General features: G+C 39.2%; 17 protein-coding genes and 1 riboswitch. Of the genes, 3 read left to right on the top strand and 14 right to left on the bottom strand.

Annotated elements, in window-relative coordinates; all coding sequences use genetic code 11:
* Window positions 1–76: 76 nt before the first annotated feature.
* Window positions 77–1081, bottom strand: coding sequence for a LolA family protein (locus ACFRAK_RS24995; protein WP_394572729.1), 1005 nt, complete (start codon window positions 1079–1081; stop codon window positions 77–79).
* 244 nt (window positions 1082–1325) lie between these two features.
* Window positions 1326–1676 (bottom strand): holo-ACP synthase, encoded by a 351-nt coding sequence (gene acpS / locus ACFRAK_RS24990; protein WP_394572728.1) that lies wholly within the window; start codon window positions 1674–1676, stop codon window positions 1326–1328.
* Between the two features lie 108 nt (window positions 1677–1784).
* On the opposite strand from acpS, the gene ACFRAK_RS24985 reads away from it, so the two are divergent.
* Entirely contained in the window at window positions 1785–2375 is a 591-nt protein-coding gene (locus ACFRAK_RS24985) for a rhomboid family intramembrane serine protease (RefSeq protein WP_260288835.1), read from the top strand.
* Between the two features lie 26 nt (window positions 2376–2401).
* Here the strand turns inward: ACFRAK_RS24985 and ACFRAK_RS24980 are convergent, their stop codons facing one another.
* The 3 genes from ACFRAK_RS24980 to cshA form a co-directional block, all read right to left on the bottom strand.
* A complete protein-coding gene (locus tag ACFRAK_RS24980; RefSeq protein WP_394572727.1) occupies window positions 2402–3865 on the bottom strand; it encodes a PH domain-containing protein in 1464 nt (487 codons plus the stop codon).
* Window positions 3858–4331, bottom strand: coding sequence for a PH domain-containing protein (locus ACFRAK_RS24975; protein WP_394572726.1), 474 nt, complete (start codon window positions 4329–4331; stop codon window positions 3858–3860). Before ACFRAK_RS24975 ends, ACFRAK_RS24980 begins: the two co-directional genes overlap by 8 nt.
* Window positions 4332–4541: 210 nt before the next feature.
* Window positions 4542–6041: a degradosome RNA helicase CshA gene (cshA, locus tag ACFRAK_RS24970; protein ID WP_387604955.1), complete on the bottom strand. Its 1500-nt coding sequence runs from the start codon at window positions 6039–6041 to the stop codon at window positions 4542–4544.
* 1265 nt (window positions 6042–7306) lie between these two features.
* On the opposite strand from cshA, the gene ACFRAK_RS24965 reads away from it, so the two are divergent.
* Entirely contained in the window at window positions 7307–8458 is a 1152-nt protein-coding gene (locus ACFRAK_RS24965) for a PP2C family protein-serine/threonine phosphatase (RefSeq protein ID WP_387604956.1), read from the top strand.
* A gap of 45 nt (window positions 8459–8503) precedes the next feature.
* Here the strand turns inward: ACFRAK_RS24965 and ACFRAK_RS24960 are convergent, their stop codons facing one another.
* The 8 genes from ACFRAK_RS24960 to ACFRAK_RS24925 all read right to left on the bottom strand — a co-directional run bounded on the left by ACFRAK_RS24960 (window position 8504) and on the right by ACFRAK_RS24925 (window position 17426).
* Window positions 8504–9886, bottom strand: a complete 1383-nt coding sequence (locus ACFRAK_RS24960; protein ID WP_387604957.1) for a UDP-N-acetylmuramoyl-tripeptide--D-alanyl-D-alanine ligase — start codon at window positions 9884–9886, stop codon at window positions 8504–8506.
* A 158-nt stretch (window positions 9887–10044) separates the two neighbouring features.
* A complete protein-coding gene (locus tag ACFRAK_RS24955) occupies window positions 10045–11127 on the bottom strand; it encodes a D-alanine--D-alanine ligase (protein ID WP_387604958.1) in 1083 nt (360 codons plus the stop codon).
* A gap of 375 nt (window positions 11128–11502) precedes the next feature.
* The gene (locus ACFRAK_RS24950; RefSeq protein ID WP_394572725.1) at window positions 11503–12285 is read right to left on the bottom strand and encodes a hypothetical protein; all 783 of its coding nucleotides are present in this window, start codon (window positions 12283–12285) and stop codon (window positions 11503–11505) included.
* Window positions 12282–12494 (bottom strand): hypothetical protein, encoded by a 213-nt coding sequence (locus ACFRAK_RS24945; RefSeq protein ID WP_394572724.1) that lies wholly within the window; start codon window positions 12492–12494, stop codon window positions 12282–12284. The genes ACFRAK_RS24950 and ACFRAK_RS24945 overlap by 4 nt, the downstream gene beginning before the upstream one ends.
* 106 nt (window positions 12495–12600) lie before the next feature.
* Window positions 12601–13860: a cation:dicarboxylate symporter family transporter gene (locus tag ACFRAK_RS24940; RefSeq protein ID WP_387604960.1), complete on the bottom strand. Its 1260-nt coding sequence runs from the start codon at window positions 13858–13860 to the stop codon at window positions 12601–12603.
* A 172-nt stretch (window positions 13861–14032) separates the two neighbouring features.
* Window positions 14033–14179, bottom strand: a riboswitch (cyclic di-AMP (ydaO/yuaA leader).
* A 198-nt stretch (window positions 14180–14377) separates the two neighbouring features.
* Entirely contained in the window at window positions 14378–15640 is a 1263-nt protein-coding gene (locus tag ACFRAK_RS24935; RefSeq protein ID WP_394572723.1) for an efflux RND transporter periplasmic adaptor subunit, read from the bottom strand.
* Between the two features lie 14 nt (window positions 15641–15654).
* Complete coding sequence (locus ACFRAK_RS24930; RefSeq protein WP_387604962.1) at window positions 15655–16317, bottom strand: hypothetical protein; 663 nt, start codon at window positions 16315–16317, stop codon at window positions 15655–15657.
* A 230-nt stretch (window positions 16318–16547) separates the two neighbouring features.
* Complete coding sequence (locus tag ACFRAK_RS24925) at window positions 16548–17426, bottom strand: TetR/AcrR family transcriptional regulator (RefSeq protein WP_394572722.1); 879 nt, start codon at window positions 17424–17426, stop codon at window positions 16548–16550.
* A 189-nt stretch (window positions 17427–17615) separates the two neighbouring features.
* On the opposite strand from ACFRAK_RS24925, the gene ACFRAK_RS24920 reads away from it, so the two are divergent.
* Window positions 17616–20741 (top strand): efflux RND transporter permease subunit, encoded by a 3126-nt coding sequence (locus tag ACFRAK_RS24920; RefSeq protein ID WP_387604964.1) that lies wholly within the window; start codon window positions 17616–17618, stop codon window positions 20739–20741.
* A gap of 242 nt (window positions 20742–20983) precedes the next feature.
* On the opposite strand, the gene ACFRAK_RS24915 is transcribed toward ACFRAK_RS24920, so the two are convergent.
* Window positions 20984–21823, bottom strand: a complete 840-nt coding sequence (locus ACFRAK_RS24915; protein ID WP_260288924.1) for a tyrosine-type recombinase/integrase — start codon at window positions 21821–21823, stop codon at window positions 20984–20986.
* Between the last annotated feature and the right edge of the window lie 311 nt (window positions 21824–22134).

Here is a 22134-nt window from a genome sequence, read left to right as displayed (position 1 = left end):
CAAGCTGCTTCCCCGCCTATCCTACCTAGAAGAAACCTTCATAAGGAGACGGGAAACATCAGCTTGTTATGTAATCCTATTTGACTGGATTTTCCCCAACCGAACGGGCGACTTCTATCATTTCTTCCTGTGTCAAATCCTTTGATGCAATCATATAATCGACACCTTCAAAAGTCCAAGCAATCGTATTTCCTGTCATGGCTCCAACAGTATAACCCAAATCAACCGGTTCTCCATTCACATTCGTCGAAACGGATGTTTGAACTACCTCAGCCTTTTCCTGGACCAATGTAAAACTTTTTGTACCCTCATAGGTCAAAACGACACGTTCTCCCTTTTCCGTCGTAATTTCTTTTTCTTCCGTTAAATTCATATCACCAATATTTTCAGGGTATTTCACCGCAAACCCCTCATTTTGGACTTCTGCCATAACAGGCGCTTCAAGTTGTGCACTTGTCATGTTTTTCTTCATATCAAATGAATCTTTATCGAAAGTCGTATTGAATTTAACTTTTGAGAAATCAACAAGAACCAATGCAGTCTTATCGGGGTCCATGACTTTTACACTGACTGGAGATAAATCTTTTTTGTTTATAGTAATCTCTTGATATGGCAACATTTTATTGTTTTGGTAGCGCGTTTTCGTTTCAAAGACATAATGTTTATCCGTTTCTTTATATGTCGCACTTTTATCTTCCGTAATGTCTTTCACCAACGACTCGAACAAATAGGCCTGACTGCTGTTCTCCGGCCACTCGCTTTGAAATTTAAAACTTTTATTCAAAGCTGGCGTCAAAACATATACACCATCATCATTTTTCAATATCATCTGGCTTTGATCCTTCTCTTCATTTTTCAAATTTACGCGGTAGAAAGAAGGGTCTTTATGCCAAATCTCCACTTTATACACTTGAGGCTCCGTCCCCATCTTTAATGTCATCTTCGCGTTAGCTTTATATCCTTTCATTTCGCCAAGCTTCTCATTCAATTCACTCACTACGTCACTCTGTGATTTTTGGCCGCAAGCAGAAAGAGCAAGCAAGAGCATGATCCCTGCAAAAAGCATTACCATCTTCTTCATCTTTTCAACCCCTTTTTGTCATTTGAACGTAAAAGGGAGAGGAAAAGGCAGGATTCGGACATTGGCTCGACTGATGTCTTAGATTCCTCAGTATTTTAGACACGGATCAATTCTAAGATCCGGCTAAAAACTTTTCGAGAGCACCTACTCTGCCATGTACCTTTTACCGGGCCTTGTCTCCCTATAGCACTAAATGTATATGAGACAACCTAAAGGTTTATGACCCGATTGGACAAAACTCCATTCACCCTTCAATTACGACTTGCGCAACCGCATAATCCCTGCTGTGGCTAATCGAAAGATGGACCCCTTCAGAAAACGGCATCGAAATCATCGGCTTTCCTTTATCATCCGAGATGATTTCAATATCCAAAAAGGATAAGTGCTTACCGATCCCTGTACCGTTCGCTTTTGAAAAAGCCTCCTTTGCCGCAAAACGCCCAGCAAAATACTCGACCTTCCTTCTTCCATTTAACTTTTCGAAAATCAAAATTTCACTTTCTGTTAATATACGCTCCTTTAAACGGGGTTGCCGATTAATCAATGTTTCCATTCTATCCAGCTCAGTAATGTCCACGCCTATACCTTTAATCACTTTGACACCTCTTCTATTCATTTAATAAGTTGCATATCATTAGGAGGACTCTTTACACTGAAAATGATAATATTGTATCTAATTAAAAACGATAATAAGGAGGAATTTATGTTTACAAGAACAGAAGGCTTCCGCGAATATACAAATTCATATCGAGCTGTAACTGTACTCATACTCATGATGATGATTGCATTCGTTCTCGTCCTTTTCCCCATATTTCCCGGCAATGTACTCTTTTATTATGGCACAGGTGTTAACTTATACATTGCTGATGGACAATGGTGGCGTTTAATCACCCCCATCTTTCTACATAGCACGTTTACACATTTACTGTTTAATGGATTCTCACTTGCCATCTTTGGTCCATTCCTAGAGAATTTACTTGGCTCCGTCAAGTTTTCAATCTTCTTTTTATCGACAGGGCTCCTTGCCAATATCGCAACCTTCCTAATTAACCCACTGACATATAACCACGTAGGGGCTAGCGGTGCAATTTTCGGTTTATTCGGATTCTTTCTATATCTTGTCCTGTTCAATAAAACCAATTTTACGAACAACGAAAGAAATACAGTATATACACTGACCGGAATTGCCGTCATCATGACTTTCATTCAACCGCAAGTTAACGTTGTCGGTCATTCGGCTGGACTGGCAACCGGCTTTTTAACAGCTCCATTATACTTAAGAAAAAAATGGTAGGACAAACAGCCGACTCTTCCTTTAAATCATTGGGAGTCGACTGCTTTTTTAGGTAAATACCAAGATTTAATTATTAGGCAATCCTTTTCTTCAACATCAGCAACCATGCCGACCCGGGAAGTGATTCCTGATTTAATCGATGCTGAAATCGTAGCTAATTCTTTTCGATTCTGAAACCAGCTTTTTTTATATGTTATTGATTGAATTCTGCTTCTCTGCATGATTAATGTCTGCTTTGAGAAAAAGCGACTGCTCAATATCAATAAATTCCCTTCTATGCTCCATCCCGCATCTCTATATTGCATGTAAGCCCAAAAAATCGCCAACGGTACAAGCAAAAGGGAAAGATAACCCCAAGGTCTGAAAAACCATACCAAGGCACCTATGATCGGGATGAGGTATAGAAACTTGTGAAATACATACCTGGAAAGTGCACGTTTAGGTATCGATGTCATCTCAGTGGTTGTTTCATAAACCGGTAAAATTTCCAGGATTTTTTCTTGTAAATGCTTCTTCCTGATTAAAGGGAACAGCATGATCGATAGACTTTCTTTATCTTCCATACTGCCCCCCGCATACTCAATATAAACCGTCGCCAAGCCCAATGGCTTTCGAATCAAATTCTCCATGATCCGGATACCTTGTATTTTATGGATAGGGATTGTCAGCTGTCTTTTTTCGAGAAGCCCTCTGGAAATAACGATTTCCTCATCCGTTTTTATCACGGTAAAGGAAGCATATTTAATTACCATGCTTAATGTAGCCAGTACATAAATCACCAATAAAGCCACTAGGGCAAACAAGGTCAGAATGATGGTCCCCATTTCAATAAAATCTTCATAATCCTTAAATATCCTCTCAAAAGGTATCATTTCATCGAACTGTGAAATAAATGCGATTGCTCCAGATAGGAAGACACCTACTGCTCCCGAAGTGGCAGCCATAACGAATAGTTGCGGCAGCGTCTGCTTAAAAACGGAAGACGATTTTGCTGCATATTCATTATCCGCTACTTCATTTTTATCTTTATCAGAAGGACTATTCGCATTTTTTTCCTCACTAATAAAAGCATTGATTCGATCTGCATCACTTTTTCTTATGGCTGATAATACGGCATCGGCCTGAGACCCGCCTGCGGTTTCAATATTCAACTTCACCAGGCTGAATATCCGCTGGACGATACCCTCCGAAATATCTATGCTATGAATCCGATCATACTTTATATACCGTTTCTTCCTTACAAATACCCCGGACTCGATTCTGAATTCGCCCTCTTCCATGCGATATGTAAAGCGTAACCATTGAAGGAATGCATTGCCTATAATAAAAAGTATAATAATGGCTATGACCAGCGGTTGTATCCATCCAGGAATTCCTTCATTCTTCCCAGGAATGACGACCACTAATAAAAAAGGGATGACTAACTCCTTAATCGATTTTATTATGGTAAGCAATACAGCTATGGGGTGCAGCCTTTTAGGTTCAGACATCTACTTCCTCCACACTTGCCATCCTGGAAATATAGTGCCGCAATTCATCTGCCTCTGCTATGTCCAAGGCAGGGATAACATGAAGGGTCGCTGCAGTCGAAATTTCAACGGAGGCTAAATCGTATTTCCTTAATAATGGCCCTTGCTTCGTTTCCACATGCTGAACCCTAATCATGGGTATGAGTGTTCTTTTAATGACGAAAATACCACTTTGGATATCAATTTCGGTATTTCTTACTTCGTAACGCCACCTCTTCCATTTCACCGATGGAATCAGAAAAATGGCCAGATAGGATTGGATTACCGAAATTATGATCAACGCTCCAAACACCCAATATGTCCAATCAAAAATGATTGTAAGCACGAGTGCGGCGATGCTTATAATCCAAGTTATTGAACAGCTTATAAGACCACCGATTTTCCATACGGTCAAGGCCTTATTCGATATACGATTTTCAGGTTCCATGTGCTTCTCCTCTTCGACAGGTAATTTTTAGTGAATCTTCATCATCCATCCTTCGCTTTCATCCATTATACTATAATTAAATGCTGGAAATTAACCCCTTTTCAAACAATGGCTTTGAGCAGTCCATCCAACCAGCCATTCAGATACCATATGAATTATGGAAATGCACACAAAAAAATGCCGCTCAAATGAGCGGCATTTCCAATTCAATTAAATCTTATTTGTTTTTTCTCTTTTTTGGCTCGTGCTGCGATTTCCGTAACCATTCGATTTACGGTTTGCGCCCGGGCGTTTGCTTGATCCGCTACCGTAATCTTTTCTACCTGAAGAACTGCGGCCATTGCGCTGTCTGTTACCAGAAGAACTGCTGCCACCGCGGTTGCGACGCATTGGAGATGGAGATTCTTCCGTTAGCTTGATAGGCGTTTGATCCGGTTCTTTTGTCATTGATTTCAGCATAGCTGCAACTAAGTCCGCTGCGCTATGTTTTTGTAATAATTCTTCCGCTTGACCAAGGTATAATGTTAAATCATCATTCTCGATTGTATTAAGGATTTTTTCCGTTACTGCTTTTTGTTGACCTTCCAACGCTTCAGTTAACGTAGGAGTCTTAAGTTTCACCATACGTTTTTTCGTTGTATGCTCAACCGCATGCAGTTGTCCTCTTTCTCTTGGTGTTACAAACGTAATGGCAATACCATGTTTACCCGCACGTCCTGTACGTCCAATACGGTGAACATAGCTTTCCGGATCTTGTGGGATATCAAAGTTGTATACGTGAGTAACGCCGGAAATATCAAGTCCACGTGCAGCCACATCAGTAGCAACAAGTACATCGATGCTGCGGTCTTTAAACTTTTTCAATACAGAAAGGCGTTTTGCCTGACTAAGGTCACCATGAATGCCTTCAGCCATATAACCGCGGATATTCAATGCAGATGCCAATTCATCTACACGGCGTTTCGTACGTCCGAAGACGATAGCAAGGTCCGGTGTTTGAATATCGAAAAGGCGTGCAAGTGTATCGAATTTTTCACTTTCTTTTAACTCCAAGTAATATTGTTCGATACGATCCACTGTCATTTCTTTTGCTTTTACACGGACAAGAACGGGTTCCTGCATGAATCTTTCAGCAATTTTACGGATCGGATCAGGCATTGTAGCTGAGAAAAGCAATGTTTGTCTTTCATCAGGAACCGTTGAAAGGATCGATTCGATATCCTCAATGAATCCCATGTTAAGCATTTCATCCGCTTCATCAAGAACTACAGTGTGAACTCCGCCTAATTTAATATTTTTACGTTTGATATGGTCTAAAAGACGACCAGGCGTACCAACGATAATATGTGGTTTTTTCTTTAAAGCACGGATCTGACGGTCGATATCTTGTCCACCATAAACCGCAAGTACACGAGCGCGTTTTCCGTAACCAAGCTTGAAAAGTTCCTCAGAAACTTGAATCGCTAGCTCACGTGTAGGTGCAATGACAATCCCTTGCACGTTTTCGTTAGTAATATCGATGTTTTCCATCAATGGAATACCGAATGCCGCCGTTTTTCCTGTTCCTGTTTGCGCTTGACCAATGATATCTTTACCTTCAAGTGCTAGAGGTATCGTTTGGGATTGAATCGGGCTCGCTTCTTCAAATCCCATTTTTTCTATTGATTTCATGGACGTTCTATCTAAACCTAATTCGCTAAACAATGTCAATGTTTTCGTACTCCTTTTTATATCGTAAATTTACACGTGCATATCATGCACAGATGTTTAGTTCAAATCCTCATCATCATGACGGATGTTCTACTTTATCTAAAAAGTTTATCATTATCACCTAAAAGTATCTGCCTTTTAGTTCAAATGAACTCAATATGATTTTTTAAAAAGGAAATATACCAGTACGAACATTCACCGGCATTTTTAATTTTCGCGCACGTGTAGACTTATCATTAACATACGCTCATCTTTTTAAAAGTACATGTAACCAAAATTAAATTCAATATGGAAAATTAAAAGTAGCATAAACGGGTGTTTGACCGTTTTATTCAGGTGAGGGCTGCTGCACCTATTATTCATCAGACTTAAAAAGGCTGTATGAACAAAACTTGACGAGAGCCAAGATTCTTATACAAAACAGGCCCGGTGCGTTGAGGATTTGCAGAAGTGGAAAAGCGCTATAATGCGGCTTGATTCCCTAATAGCTACTAAAGCCGCCAAGAGATGCAGCTTTTATATATGACCAGACGCGCGGCCTATTTAATCTAAAATAATCTCAAGAATGAACTCATGAAACATGTAAGAACATACAATTTTGTTGCCTCAACCTGATTAATTTAAATAATCATCAATGATAAGACATTTAAACTCATACTCATATTACCATTTTCAAACTGTTAATGCAATAAAGGATATCGCCCCATTCAGAGTTACTAAAAACTTTAGATCGTTTCAAAAACGAGGAAATTGGATAGTCCCACCTGATAATCGTGCAACCTGATTTGTTCATCAATAGAGTTACCTTAGTTACTAAATCCATTCATGCGAAGTGGATTCAGACTGCAGACAAATTCGGAAGAAAGCGAGATTCCTGAACCGACTGGAACGTTTTTTAAAGGAGAATCTGTTCCAGTTCAGGAGGAATTCAGTGACCTAGTCCTTTTCTATGATGAGACCATTTAGACCACTTACTGTACCCATTTAAATGTTTGCAAAAACGAACATCTATTTATTTACATGATATGTGTTTAAATCAAATAGTTTCAATAAACCTTTTTTCAGGAAGGATCAGTTCGAATGAATGGCTACCATCCACGGTCCCCCGTTGGAAAAAGAAAGGACTTATTATGAATCCGCTTTTAAATTTCCAGGTATATGGAATCATTTACTTTTTGAAAATTCGATCTTTTCGCTCGAAAATTATAGTAAATAAGTCTAAATGCAGTATGATTGACCTATCAACAAAACAACGGGGGGGTTATATGAATATTTTCACAATAGATGTTCCTTTATGTAAGGATTTTGGTCGAATCTTAAAGAAAATGAACAAGAACGTCACCTTTTTGGAGGATCCACTCAATCAAAGTCATCTATTCAAGGATTCAACGGACTTAATGAAATCATTATTTATTTTACCTTTACACATATCAAAAGATTCTTGGCAGGAAACTTCTTTGTTTGCCTTAGCTGAATCTCACGAAATCCCTATCTTATTCATTTACAAACGCGCTTTAGGAATGGAGGCACCTCCGGCATTACCAGAAAAGACCTTTTATGAAACCATGGCTGTGCCTGCCGATTCAGCAGAAGTCAGGATAAAATTAAATTCACTCAAAAACATCAGCATGCAACTGTTTTCGGCAAAGATGAAGGGGCAGGAGCTTGAAAAGATACACCAAAAATCAGCAAGGAGCCTGCGAATTGCAAAGGGCATACAGCTTTCAAATTTACCTTTGTCGATCAATAATGAAGATATAGAGGTCAAAGGTCTTTCCCTGCCTTCGAGTGAACTTTCAGGGGATTTATTTTACTGGACGGAGGTTGATGACAGGATATACGGCTTCATAATGATCGATGTATTCGGAAAGGGCATCCATACAGCACTTATTAACATGTCCATACGGACTTTGATGCCCGATCTATTCAAACGTGTAAAAGATCCCATTTTCATAACAGAGGAACTGGACAAACATATGCGGAACCTATTTCAAGGAATTAATCGGGATAACAAAAACCTTGCTCGCTTTACAGCTTTCATAGCATATGTGAATACAAAGGATCGTCTCATCGAATATGTGAACTACGGATTTACTTCAGCCTTCTTGTATTCCCCAAGCACCAACCAAATTCTCACATTAAACGAAGGGGACACCCCAAGCGGACTGATTCCCGAATTGCCCATTAAAAAAATAGTCTTTCATTATGAACCAGGAAGCCGTTTCATCATCTATACAGATGGACTCTCTAAAACGCCCAATCCTTCCGCCTTTGACCGGTCTGACAATATCAAGAGGGAGTTCATTGAAAATGTCCATCTCGATACAAATAAGCTTCTTCAGGAGCTTGTGATCTCAAGGATGAGGCATTCGGTGATTAACGATGACATCTGCATTATTGCAGGGACTCTTTTTTAAGTACGATAAAAAAAGGCCGTTTTCAACGGCCCTTTCTACGCTTTTTTATTTTTGTAAGGCTTGAACGACTTCCTCCAGTTTCATGCCCCTGGATGCTTTAACGAGAATGATGTCATTTTCCTGTGTAGAAGACTTAAGTTCCTCTATAAGCTCCTGTTTATCCTGAAAAGGACGAACCTGCTCCGATGAAAAAGACTTGCTCGCTCCCTTGGCAATAAACTCGGCTAAAGGACCAAACGTGAAGATCTTATCGATCCGTTCATTGGAAATCAATTCACCGATTTTCAAATGAAAGTCTTTTTCCTGTGGCCCTAACTCCAACATATCTCCCAATACAAGGATCTTTTTCTCGAATCCAGATAATCCCTCAACCAATTCCACTGCTGCCTTAACTGAAGTTGGACTGGCATTATATGCATCATTGATGATCTTCTGCCCTTTTGCGCCTTCGACCAATTCCATCCTCATATTAGTTAATTGAATGGTTGACAGACCTTTACGGATCGCTGAATCATCCACATTGAATTCTTTAGCAACCAAGATGGCAGCCAGCGCATTAAGAACATTATGATTGCCTAATACGGGTATCTCATAATCTAACTCCTTTTCACCGCTTGCGATTGTAAACGCGGTACGGTCTGCCCCTTGGCTTATGGTCTGTGGATATAAATCATTTTGTTCCGTACGTCCAAAAGATATTACATTTAAATCAGGAAAATCTCTTTTGATCCGATTGCGAAGCAATGGTTCATCGCCATGATAGATCAGCTTCCCATCTTTCGCCAAACCTTCGACAATTTCCAATTTTGCATTTGCGATTTCCTCGCGTGATCCTAAATCCAATAAGTGTGATTCACCGATATTGGTAATGATCGCTACATCAGGCTTTGCCATTTTGGATAAAAACTCAATTTCACCGCGGCTGCTCATTCCCATTTCCAAAACAGCTGCTTCAGTATCCTCATCCATAGAAAGCACCGTTAGTGGTAAACCTAAGTGATTATTGAAGTTTCCACTGGTTTTATGAACTTTATAGGTAGTGGCCAGCAACGCAGCCGTCATATCTTTCGTTGTCGTCTTACCGTTGCTTCCTGTTATCCCAATGACTTTTATATTCAACTGCTGACGGTAAGAACGCGCCAATTGCTGAAGTGCTTTCTCGGTATTTTCCACAATGATTATCGGTAAATCATTAGGAGGATTCGGAACATCCCTTTGCCAAAAAGAAGCAGCAGCTCCTTGCGCCAATGCTTGCTTGACATACTGATGTCCGTCAACCTGCCCACCCTTAAGCGGTATGAACAAACATCCTTCCTTAACTGTTCTGGAATCGATGGTAACCCCATTAATTCCTTTGGACTGGAATGGACTGATATCATTCAAACCGTCTGCCATCTCATGTACTTGTTTTAACGTTCTCTTTATCATTTTGTTCCTCCTACATTCATCGAACCGTTAATCGCTCTCTACTTCCAATAACCAAACGAAGCAGAAACCAGTTTAAAATCGCACCGGTTCCTGCTGGTTGGAATCCATCAAATCAACATTGATGGATTGTGAAGTTTACTGCTACATTACTTGCATGATCAAACTGTATATTTGATTTGTTGTTTTTCCTGATGACGTTCCAAAGCAAGTTTCACTAGTTTTTCAATTAGCGCTGGATAGTCGACACCTGTGTGCTTCCACAATAACGGAAACATGCTAAATGGAGTAAACCCAGGCATTGTATTCACTTCATTAATATAGATTTGCCCCTCATTCGTTAAGAAGAAATCAGCGCGAACCAATCCAGAGCAATCCAATGACTTAAAGGCAGTAATGGCCATTTCGGATAAAGTTGCATACTCGTTTTCCGATATCTCCGCTGGAATGACCATCGCTGAATTACCGTCTACATATTTTGCTGAATAATCATAGAAGCTAAAATCCTTCTTAGGGATGATTTCGCCTGCCACTGAACAAGACGGTTCATCATTACCGAGAATACCAAACTCTAGTTCACGAGCAATGACCCCTTCTTCTATGATGATCTTCCGGTCGAATTGAAAAGCTTCCGCTACCGCTTTTTCCAGTTCATCAGCATCATTACATTTGCTGATACCGACACTTGAGCCTAAATTGGCAGGTTTGACAAAACAAGGGTACCCCAATTCCTCCGCAACCTTTTTAATGGCACTTTCAGTATCCTTCTCCCATTCGGAACGAATGAACCAAGTGTATTTCACTTGCGGAAGTCCCGCCTGGGCAAAAATGTTTTTCATGATGACCTTATCCATTCCTGCTGATGAAGCTAATACGCCATTTCCTACATAAGGAAGGTTCAATAGTTCCAGCATCCCCTGTACGGTCCCATCTTCTCCATTTGGTCCGTGAAGCAATGGGAAAATTACGTCATACCCTGTTGATTCACTATTTTCATCAGTTGAATGTGCCTGCAAGGCAAGAGGTGAGCTCGATTTTTCCGGTAAAAATGTCAAAGCCTCCACATTCTCAGCAGGCCCTGTTAACTTTGGTCCATTAATCCATGAACCCTCTTTTGTTATGTAAATCGGATATATATCAAACTTTGCTAAATCGAGAGCTTTAATGACAGCTAAAGCCGTCTGCATAGAAACCTCATGCTCCGCAGATTTTCCACCATAAAGCAAACCAAGTTTAGTTTTCATGAGTTATTACCCTCCAATATTCTTTTAACCATGTTCATTGTATCACTTTACACTAAAACGGATAAAGCGAAACTTCCGTCATTGAGGCTTTTCCAATGATGGTTAGTTAAGCCAACCGGGCTTTTACAGGCTGTTGGCCCACCACATTTCTTTTTCATTACATTTGCCATCCGCTTCCCAGCCTGTTAATGCGGGGTAAAGCAAAACTTCTATCATTAGATACATTCCAATCATTACCATCATTAGAACACAGAATAATACCGCCACGTCCTGTGAGCCGCCCTCTTATCTTTTATGCATGAGATGGTAAGTCTTACACCAAAAAAATTTGAGGATGTCAAATAATCCATCCACTAACCTTGGAAGTTGGGATAATCAGGAAGATGATGTGTTTTTAATAACGCTTTCCCATACTTTTTCTTTTCGATTGAAGATAATAAAGGCATCGGGCTCATAAATAACTCTATCCGAAAAGTCGTCATGCATCTCATCCATGTTTAAATAATCCCCTACGACCCATGCAGGTATCTCAATTTTCGTTCTTGTATACTTAACATCCCGAAAGGAAAAAGCGAGCCCCTCTCCCAGAATATGAGCCAAGGAAGAAATGATTTCTGCTGGAATCGCCGTCAGCTCTTTTTTCTTTCTGATTCCAAGCCACGTCCTCTCTACTTTTAATGGCTCCAGCTTTAGCGGAATCAGTCTTCCTAACATCATATAATATGTCGAAAGAGAACGAAAATAAATTTTATTGAACCAGCCATCATCCTGGGCAAGGTACACAAATTGATTATTCAATTTACGGAAAAACGGGGGACTCAGATTGGTTTTAGCGTGTCCTAAATATAAAAGTTCCGCTATTTCCCTTCCATCCAATTCATCCAGCCCTTCCGCCTCTTCAAAATCGACCCAACAGAAATCTCCATATGCCCGAACATTTTCTTTACCGAGCTTCGCAATATCCTTAGATGAAGCGCTCTTAAGCAGGACATTCAAATTGTATTCCCCACCATCGAATTGATGTTTCAATAATAAGATCGAATCCAAGGTATATGGAAGCGAATAGACGAATTCACGAAAATTTAGTCCATTAAAAAGGACAAACCGTTCGGAAGCCTGCATATACATATATAAGATATCATTGCTATCATTCTTCATAACCTGACCCCCTCCGAGCTCTCAATCAATAATGTTATTTTATCAAACTTTTGGGTTTTCACATAAGTTATATACCCCCCAACATCAATCATCATCAGCACCGTGTATAGAATGCGATACACAAAATCCATATTATAGTGAAAAATTCCGAATTGGAGGAATTGATCCTGGGTAAAGTTAAAAAAGCTTTCATCTTTCATCCTTTGCATGGTGCAGCTTCCCTTGGAGCAACTAAAAGATCAGGTCTATGGCACGCATTTTATTTCAAAAAAAAAAAAAAAAATCCAGAGTGACATTTCACTCTGGATTTTTATATTAAGAAACTTGCTCTAATTCTTTTTTGGAAGGAGGGTTGAATTGACCTTCCCATTTTGAGATAACGATTGCCGCAAGTGAATTACCAATAACGTTTACTACTGTACGGCCCATATCAAGAATACGGTCAATACCAGCAATAAATGCTAAACCTTCAATTGGAATACCAACTGTTCCTAATGTCGCTAAAAGAACTACGAAAGATACACCAGGTACACCTGCAATCCCCTTAGATGTGATCATTAACACTAACATTAGTGTAATTTGTTCATAAGCGCTTAAATCAATTCCATACATTTGAGCGATGAAGATAGCTGCTAACGCTTGATATAATGTAGAACCATCAAGGTTAAAAGAGTATCCTGTCGGAATAACAAACGTAGCAATATGTTTCGGACATCCCGCTTTCTCCATCTTTTCCATGATTCTCGGAAGAACTGCCTCTGAACTTGCTGTCGAGAACGCAAGAATCAATTCTTCTTTTAGAAGCTTAATCAATGTAAAGATATTGAACCCTACAAATTTTGCAATAAGACCCAGAATGACAATTACAAAGAAAATCATTGTTCCGTATACAGAAAGCGCTAACTTTCCTAGCGGAATTAAAGATTCCAAACCGAACTTGGAAATGGTCACACCGATTAGTGCAAATACCCCGATAGGAGCAAATTTCATGACCATATTAGTTAAGTAGAACATTCCTTCTGCTGCACCTTGGAAGAAACGGAATACAGGTTTCCCTTTTTCACCGATAGCCGCAATACTAAGTCCAAACAAAACAGAGAAGAAAATGATCGCTAGCATATCGCCTTCTACCATAGCTTTAATTGGATTGGATGGTACAATGTGAACAATTGTATCTACAAAAGATTCATGCTGCTTAGTTTCTGCTGTATCAACATAGGTAGAAATATCAGTTTGTTCTAGATTGTTCATATTTACACCAGCACCAGGCTGGATAATATTCGCGGAAACTAGACCAACAGCAATCGCTATCATTGTTACTACAACAAAGTATGATAATGATTTAGCACCAAGTTTACCTACCGCTTTCAAATCACCTACACCGGCAACTGCAACGATAAGGCTTGAAACGATGATCGGCACTACAATCATTTTAATCATTCGTAGGAAAATGTCCCCGAATGGCTGTAAAAAGTTTTGGGCCGTCTCATTACCATAAAAAATGGCACCAACGATAATCCCTAAAATTAAACCAATGAAAATTTGGCTAGCTAAACTTAATTTGAATTTCTTCATTTACTTTCCTCACCTTCCATAAAGTCTTTGATGCAAAAACATTTTTGTCTCGGTAAGGGAAACAAGATACTAATAAAAGAAAGTAATTTTTCTTTTTTTGAAAAACTCTGTCTTTACGCCGAAAAAAAAGACACTTCATGTGTCGATTTCTTATTGGCGTGAATATTCACACATGTTCCCTTAAAGACGCTGACGAGGTTAGCTGTCGGGTTAGGAATTGGAAACACAAAGCCCTTTCATTTCTGAATTCACCCCTAGCGGATAAAATCCACAAAAATGGGTCCCCCGTTCTTGGAATAAGATTAAGCGAGTTAACTTATAATAAAATATTATACTAAAAATGATAATCTGTAAATATTTATTCGCATCCATTTTAGAAAAAATCTTTAAACATGTCTGAATATTCTGTATTAATGTCTATTGTATCTATAATTACTCTTCCCGATTTTTAATCTCATGAGTTATATTAATATAATTGTTGGATAACTTAACATCACCTCTTTTGTTGAAGGAATGGTTATTTTTCCAAAAGGCCAAGTAACAGATATCTTACTTTTTCCCTAGTGGTGAATTTTTTATAAGTTGCAACTTTCACTTTTTCAAATTGAATCGGAGTAATAAAATTAGAATGGTTCTTAACTGCCACATCAGGCTTTAGCAGGATGACGTCACCTACAGACGGTCCCTTTATGATTTCTTGCTTTCCTTCTGCTTTAAGCCCTTTTGTAATGTAACGTTTATCCACATATCCTTTTTTGGTCAATTTGTAAATATAAGGCTGTTTTTGGTAATTTACCGCCTCTTCAGGAACGGAGGGTACACCGGCTTTCTCATTGGTTATTACAGTAAGATCCACTTTGGATCCCACCAACAAAGGTTCCGTTACTTCTCCTTCCGGTTCGATTAAAGCCTGAAATGGAAATCTGTTATCTTTTTTTAACGACGGCTCTTCAGCTGGATAGGAATGGATACGGCCTATCGTTCCTTTCAATGCCTTTTTTGAATCAGAGGAACTTGCTTTTATAGTCATGCCCACTTCAGCCTTTTTCATTTCTTCTTCGGAGAATTCCCCTTCAATTGCCATATTTGTAGAAACAATGGATATGATGGGATTGTTCAGGTTTTTATTGATATTTTTAACGACACCATCAGCCTCGCTCGTCGTCACGATAGCATTGGACTGCTCCTCAATTGAACTCAATTTGGCGTCAAGCATTTTCACTTTTTCATCCAAACTGTTTCTTTCCAGTTCCTGCTTGTACATTTCTTGTTCAATGTTACTTTTAATAAGATCCGTCGTGCTTGTCGTTAAATCACTACTCAAGTTTTTTTCCACCGATTCATCAATGGCCGCTATTCCAGAATCACTGGTCAGGGACCCTTGATATGACCTCAACTTGCCTATGTATTCTTCAATCCCCGCAATTTCTCCCTCAGCTGCCGTTTTTTCCGCTTCTAAATCCACTTTTAGCGCATCAAGTTCGGTCGTCTCATACTCAAACAACGAAGAGCCAGCCGTAATCGCATCGCCTTCTTTTACAAGGAATTTCTTAAAATCATTTTTCTTGGTATCAAAATAGATATCATACTCTTCTACAGGTTTAATTACCCCATTTGTTTGAATAGTAACCGTAATAGTATCCTTTTTTACCTTTGTCCAGTTTTCAACGAAAACAGTTCGTTCCACTTTGCTTTCTTTTTTTTCAAGAAGGTATATGTTAACGGCTATTAAGACTATCGACGCAATCGAGACCGCTGCTATTTTCCATTTTCCGCTCATTCTTTTCACCCGCCTTATACAAATACGCCTACTTGGATGTATGCTAAAAAGGCTTTAACAAACCATGTGGCCAGATAGAATAGAACAATCATTAAAAGGACCAAATAATTATTCCGGTCTGAAAATTCCTTTAAATAAAAATATTGCAGAGCAATAATAAGAAATTGAAAAATGGTGATTTCGCTGAAAAAGTGAATGAAATAATCACTTCTGAGAAAATACTGACTGATGATCCCAAATGAAAAAGGATTGGCATCGCTTCCTATATCCATTAAAACGAATAGAGGAACCAGTAATGTTTTTTCCACTAATTGCAAACCAAAAAGAATCATTTGAACGATGACTAATTTTATATATGGGATATCAGTGACGATCCAAAAGAATAGAGCTGCTAAAAATATGTATATGGAAGGGGTGAGTATGCCTGTTACTATATTGCCGCTCAAAATCAGCAACTTTGCTGCTTCGAATTCATTGGCACTCATCGTCGTGATTTCTTTGGAAAACGATTCTGAACCAATGCCAAAGTATCCCCCGATGGCGAAAACTATTAGACTAAGAAAATATAAATATAGTAATTTCAATCCAAGCTTTGTGACTGCCTCTGCATTTTGCAGTTGATAACGACTCCGATAAGGCTCTAAAATGCCCTTTAACACTCCGACCTGGTACACCATATGTGGTCCTCCTGAAAAAAATGATATTTCATCATATATTTTATCTTATTTTGGAAACAATTGCAGAAATAAGGAATGAATATACAAAAAAAACACATAAGCCTTCCCTTCAAATTAAATCCCCACACTAATTTGGTGTTAATGCTGACAATTGAAAGATTTTCTAACCACGCTTTTGAAACTCATTAACAAATGAAAAAAGAGGCTATACGCCCCTTTCGGTAAAACCTTCATATATTCAGCAAATAATCCTTCATCATTAAGATAAGCTTTGAACCCAACGGACTTCTTTTTTCATTTTTTTCCAAAAACAACAAAAGGCTTTCCAAGATGATGGGGTTTGGCCTAACTTTTGAAAACTCTTCCTGGATCACTTTTAAAGCTTCCGTATTCTTGTTTATTTCCATTCCCTCTTCCATACGTGTTTCCACTTCCAGCATCCTGACGATGATCGAATGGATTTCCTCTTTAGGGCTCATATCCCGTATCGAGCATCCTGGCAGGGGAAATTGTTTCAATAATGGATCTTCATTGTTCTGCAGGCTTGCGATGATTGAATCCATCCGGTTCAATATGAAGCTAGGTAACAATTCCACATCGAAAGCATTTTGTTTCCTGATCAATATTCCGATATATCCTTTGAAAAGGGAATCCATAATTATGGTGCAATCCGGCAAAAGATCAGCAGAAAGTCCCGGGTATAACTCAATGATTTTACGCTTGAACCAAATCAAGCCCTCTTCATGCATATAATGTAAAAATCCATCTAGTTCTTTGCTGATATGAACCATTTGTTCCTGCATCATCATTTGAATCAAGTTGGTATTTCCCGTCATATGCTCAATGTGGACAGTGATTTGCCTCATGAATTTGTCTTTACTGGACAATGAAGCATCCAGTTCAAGATCAAGCAATGATTCCGTCAACGCTTCATAATAAAATTTAAAAATGGAGACCAGTAATTCTTCCTTCGATTTAAAATGATTATAAAAAGACCCCTTTGCTATCCCACACTTTTCAGCTATTTCCTGAACGGAAGTAGCATGATAGCCTTTCTCCGCGAAAAGCTCTACAGACTTATCTATGATCATCTTATTTTTTTCTTTCATCAAATTCATCCTATCCCTTAAAATTGTCCGTTTGTGACCGAACGGTCACTTCTTCCAAATTGTATCCCAAAACCCTTGAAACTACAACGTTAACACTACCGGATATTATCTGTTGCAATCATAATCCATATACTATATATTTGAGCTTGTGACCGACTAGTCACAATTTTATGTATGGAGGGTACAAGCTTGAATTCAATAATTAAATTTTCATTAAAGAATAAATTGGCAATCTGGTTGCTTACGATCATCATCGTTGCAGCTGGTTTATACTCCGGTTTAAACATGAAACAAGAAACCATTCCAAGCATCTCGACTCCTTTAATAAGCATCTCCACAGTATATCCTGGAGCTGCACCTGAAGAAGTAGCAGATAAGCTCACAAACCAGATAGAGCAGAAGGTAACAAATTTGCCAGGAGTCGAATTAGTCAGTTCTTCGTCCATGGCTAATGCCTCATCCGTCCAATTACAATATGATTATGATACGGATATGGATGACGCTGTAAAAGAGGTGAAAGAAGCTTTAGAGAAATTAGAGCTTCCTGAGGGAGTGGATAACCCAAGCGTATCAAAATTAGAATTAAACGCTTTTCCTGTCGTCGCACTCAGTGTAACAGATAAGAGTTCTGATTTACCAGCTCTTACAAAAAACGTTGAAGAGGTGTTAGTGCCTAAACTTGAAGGAATTGATGGCGTGACATCCGTATCAATTTCAGGACAACAAGTAAATGAAGGCAGCCTTGTATTCGACGAGGAAAAAATGGCTCAATACGGTCTCGATGAAGATACCGTAAAGAAGGTTATCCAGGCCGCAAACGTCAACATGCCGCTTGGCATATATAACTTTGATGATAAAGAAAAAACGATAGTTGTGGATGGAAACATCTCCACATTAAAAGACTTGAAAAATATAAAGATTCCTTTAACCGGGGGCTCTCAAACAGGAACGCCAGCACAAAACGGAACGGAAACCAATCAATCTCCTGAAATGGCCACAGGCCCCGCCCAACTGCCAAACGTCAAATTATCAGACATTGCCGATGTTAAAATCACCGGTAAAGCTGAATCTATTTCAAGAACAAACGGTAGCGAATCGATCGGGATTCAGGTTACAAGATCGCCTGATGCCGATACGGTTGCAATCGTAGACGAAGTAAACGAAGAAGTAACGAATTTCAAGAAAGACTTTAAAGGCGTAAGTGTACACACTACGCTTGATCAAGCCCAACCGATTAAAGATTCTGTTGAAACCATGATCAGCAAGGCACTCTTCGGCTGTCTGTTTGCCGTCATTGTTATCATGCTGTTCCTTAGGAACTTTAAAACGACTCTCATTTCCATCATTTCGATTCCATTATCCCTGTTAGCAGCCCTTTTGGTGCTCAAACAAATGGATATTTCATTGAATGTCATGACACTGGGGGCCATGACAGTTGCCATTGGCCGGGTCGTCGATGACTCCATTGTCGTCATTGAAAATATTTATAGGAGAATGGCTTTAAAAGGCGAACAATTAAAAGGCGGCGAATTAATACGATCAGCCACTAAGGAAATGTTCATCCCTATCCTTTCATCGACAATCGTTACTGTAGCCGTATACCTGCCTTTAGCAAGCGTTACAGGACCTGTCGGGGAACTATTCATGCCATTCGCCTTAACAATGGTGTTTGCATTAGTCGCTTCATTAATAATTGCCATCACACTTGTTCCGGCAATGGCAGACTCTTTATTTAAAAAGGGACTATCTAAAAAAGAATTAAAATCACATGAAGAAAAACCAAGCAAACTATCTGCATTCTACCGAAGAGCATTGGATTGGTCTTTAAACCATAAGTTGATCACTTTCGGTACAGCCATTGTATTATTGGTCGGCAGCTTATTCCTAATCCCAAGCATCGGTGTCAGCTTCATGCCCGCAGATGAAGAAAAAACGATTATCGTCACTTACACTCCCGCACCTGGAGAGTTAAAAGAGGATATTGTAAAACAAACAGAAAAAGTAGAAAAATACTTTATGGATAATGACGATGTGGAGACCGTTCAGTACACACTTGGTGAAAGCATGATGGGCGGCATGATGGGCGGCTCGAGTAACTCGGCCCTCTTCTATGTACTCTATGATAAAGACACCGAAAATTTCGGGGACAAAAAAGAAACGGTCATAAAGGATTTAACTGAACTTGATTCACCTGGAACTTGGAAACAACAAGAATTCACGTCAACATCAAGCAACGAAACCACTCTATTTGTTTATGGAAATTCACAAAAAGACATTGAACCGGTAATTGATGACATTCAAAATATCATGAAGAAAAATAAAGATTTAAAAGACGTTGATACAAGTCTTTCCGATGCTTATGAGCAATATACACTAGTTGCAGACCAGGAAAAGCTAAGCGATCTTGGACTGACAGCTGCACAAATTGGTATGTCCATTGCCAATACGAATAAAGATGATGCTATAACAACGATTAAGAAAGATGGAGAAGAAGTCAAAGTATATGTCGAGACAGAAGAAACGACTTTTAAAGACAAAAAAGATCTTGAGAATACGAAAGTTACTTCACCAATGGGAATGGAAATCCCATTGAAAGAGCTTGTGAAAATCGAAGAAGGCAAAGCTTCCGATACAATCAGCCGCCGCGACGGAAAAATTTATGCTGACGTGTCTGCAACAATCAAAACGGATGATGTGGCAGCAGTGACAGCTGAGGTACAAAAGGAAGTTGATAAATTAGACCTTCCCGCAAGCGTCACTATTGACTATGGCGGAGTGACGGAAGATATCCAGGAATCATTCACTCAACTTGGTATCGCTATGTTAGCGGCCGTTGCTATCGTATACTTTGTCCTAGTCGTTACTTTCCATGGCGGTTTAGCACCTATAGCCATTCTCTTCTCCTTACCATTTACGGTAATCGGGGCATTGGCAGGGCTATTCGTTGCAGGTGAGACCATCAGCGTTTCAGCAATGATGGGTGTCCTAATGCTTATTGGTATCGTCGTAACCAATGCCATCGTATTAGTGGACCGTGTTATCAAGAATGAAGAATCAGGGCTATCTACCAGGGAAGCCTTACTCGAGGCAGGGTCCACCCGCCTGCGTCCAATCCTGATGACTGCCCTTGCTACAATCGGCGCTTTAATACCTCTGGCAATCGGTGCGGAAGGCAGTGGACTAATTTCACAAGGTTTGGGAATTACCGTAATCGGCGGACTTGTGAGTTCTACATTGCTAACACTTGTAATAGTGCCGGTAGTATATGAAGTTATAATGAAAATAGGTAAAAAGAAGAAAAAAATAGGTAAGTAACAAAGAAAAAGAAAGAGAAAGAGGGGATTCCTTATACTAGGAATCCCCTCTTTCTTGATTCAACAATTGATCAATATGATCTTAACATATTAGCCCTTCATACTTCCGGCCCCTTTTTGACCGAACTATATTCCTTCTTCTTTTAACCTTCCCCGTCACATAAGACAAAACGTCAAATTCGTCATTTCCAAGGAAATTTGTTTGTTTTAAAACCTAAAAAGGGAAAGAACCCGCTTCCCTGATTAGTGTTTGGTGAAAGTTTGATCTATCGCATTTGCCAGATCCAGCGATTCTTCTTTCAGATAACGCTTCGTTACGTTTAAATCTTTATGACCGGCAAGCTTTGATATCGTTTGTATATCTATTCCATTATCCACTAACCTTTGGCAAAAGGTATGTCGCAGTTTATGTGGATGCACATTGTATTTTTTTAATATATATTGAACTGACCTCGGAGTGATCCTTTGATTATAGCTTGAGATGAATAACGGATCCGCTTTTTCTTTTAAAGAATAAAGATAATTTTTTACATGTTGTATAGCCGATAGTGTAAGGGGAACGGATCTATCGATTTCACCTTTTGCGTTCCTGACAAGTATATAATTTCGCTCTGTTTCCATAATGACGTCACGGCCATTTAAGTCACATAATTCAGAAACACGAATTCCAGTATGTAACAAAAGGTAGACGATGGCAATGTTCCTTAGATTCCCTTCTGCTTCTATATCCCTTAACAGGATCTGCTGCTCATTGATGCTTAAAGTTTCAGGTACCTCAAGCTTGTGCTCCTTAACCTTACGTTCCACAGAAAGCATTACTTGCGGTTTGCCTAAAAACTTAAAGAAGACATTTAGGGCGATATAGTGTTTTTCGATTGTTCCCGGGCTTTTCTTGCAATTTTCTAAATAATCAAGATAACCCTGAACATCTTCAGAATGAATCTCCATCAATATCTTTTGTGTCTGGTCACAAAACTGTGAAAGGACACCAGTATACGTTTTGATCGTATTAGCTGATTTGCCTTGGTCTCTCAACCATTCAGCAAACGAAAAAATCATTTCATCTTTAGCAGAGGTATCCATCGGCTATTCCCCCAATGACAGTTTCAGAACTACGTTAAGTTTAACATATATCCCTACAGAAACGAAGAATTCTGTCCCTTTGTCTTAAACAGATATGGATAATACAGATTGCATAAAAACTCAGATGCATTTATAGTATGTCCTACCATTTATACGGCATATAACATTATTTATGGTCCTTTTGAGTCACTACTTTTTTAACCGGTTTAAATAAAAGGCTCTTTTCGTAAAGATTGTTGTTTTTAAAAACTAAACGATTTAAGGTTGATTGGAGCGCAAGTGCGAGACTCCTGCGGGAGCAGCGGGACAGG

Source organism: Peribacillus sp. NPDC056705 (genome assembly GCF_043656335.1).
This window is presented reverse-complemented; position numbering and strand designations above follow the sequence as displayed.